The 1,299-nt window shown below is 53.7% G+C and carries 1 protein-coding gene; it reads right to left on the bottom strand.

Annotated elements, in window-relative coordinates:
- Nucleotides 1-74 precede the first annotated feature (74 nt).
- Nucleotides 75-1,148 (bottom strand): hypothetical protein, encoded by a 1,074-nt coding sequence (locus tag EOA24_RS38255; RefSeq protein WP_127410842.1) that lies wholly within the window; start codon nt 1,146-1,148, stop codon nt 75-77.
- Nucleotides 1,149-1,299 lie beyond the last annotated feature (151 nt).

The following is a 1,299-nucleotide window of genomic DNA, read 5'->3' as shown; positions in this document are numbered from 1 at the left end:
GTAGGGTATCGCGGCTGCAGCGCAGTTATCACGCCATCCCGGTTTTGTTTCCTCAAGGCCGTTCCCCAGTGGGCTCAATAAACCGGTTCACCAGTACTCCTGAGTACAGTCGTGTTCGTTCGAATGGTGGCTGCACGATTTTCCGACTTCGGCCAGATCGACGGTGTGCGCAACTGTTGCGAGGTGTAAAACCCTGGCGCAGCATCGAGCAATCTCGGTATTGTGTTCACGGCAACGGCAGCTGTACCAAGTCCACCAAGCTGAGAGATCTGCTCTTTGACTACCAAGTCCACCGAGGGGCTTCCGCTAATGCGGACGCTGTCTCCCAAGGGTTCATCTCGATCGTCGGGATCCAGTATGCCGACCATTTCAAAACGGAGCCTTTCATCGCCCTTAGAAAGGCCAACCACCGACTGGCGAAAGCCGCAAACCCGACCCGGCTCGATTTCGATATAAGACGTACGCCGATGGCGCGAAGTAATGATCGCCGACTTGGTTTGCTGGAGCTCGTCAACTTCAAGACCCATTGAAACTGCGACCATGCCAGCTGTTTCCAAGAGTCCGATATGGCCAATTGTGCCATCTTTGGCTCCCAAAGCGAACTCGGATTCGGTAAGTCCCGCACCAATGTGCTTCATCTCGTCTGGTCCATAGGGAGAAAAGTCGACGATACGCCGTCCATCTACTCGGTTGACTTCCCAGCAGGGCGAGGACGCTGAGATTGGAAGTAGGTCGAGTATAAATCCGGGATTAATACCTACAGCGGTGACGCGTACACCTGCCGCCCTCGCCTGACGATCAATCTCCTCTGCCATGCCGACATTAGAACCAAGCGGGAAGAACAGCTCTTGCGTTATAGTGACAACGTTGATGCCTCTTGCAACTAATGATCCGACAATGGGATATGCGTCGGCCGCAAAAGCCGTCGTCGCGTGGAGAGCAACATCGGCCTTCATTTCGTGTATCGTCTCTGGAGACGACACCTGAATACCGTTGAGCGCCGGTTCCTGAAGCAGGTCGTCAAGATCACGCCCGATTTTGTTTCGATCGTAGTCAATCGCGCCGACTATGGATACGTCACTGCGTCTCGCGAGCAGGCGAAGCATCAACCCACCCATTGCTCCAACGCCATATTGAATAATTCTCATTTTTGGTTTCTCCAGTAGAAACGGATCGTGTTGGCAATCGGCTATTCGGCAGATTGGGATGCGAGTAGCTAACGTAGAAATTGCTCTATGTAGCCAGCGCCTCGACCGAGCGCTTCGTAGTGACGCGAAGCGGCAGAGAGTTTGGTAAAGA

Origin of the sequence: Mesorhizobium sp. M2A.F.Ca.ET.039.01.1.1 (assembly GCF_003998035.1) — a bacterium.
Taxonomy (GTDB): domain Bacteria; phylum Pseudomonadota; class Alphaproteobacteria; order Rhizobiales; family Rhizobiaceae; genus Mesorhizobium.
The sequence above is the reverse complement of the archived record's forward strand: the minus strand, read 5'-3'. Positions and strand labels throughout refer to the sequence as shown.

What these genes read in the sequence shown, in the direction of transcription:
- EOA24_RS38255 (WP_127410842.1), bottom strand. Translation starts at nt 1,148, where the DNA reads ATGAGAATTATTCAATATGGCGTTGGAGCAATGGGTGGGTTGATGCTT.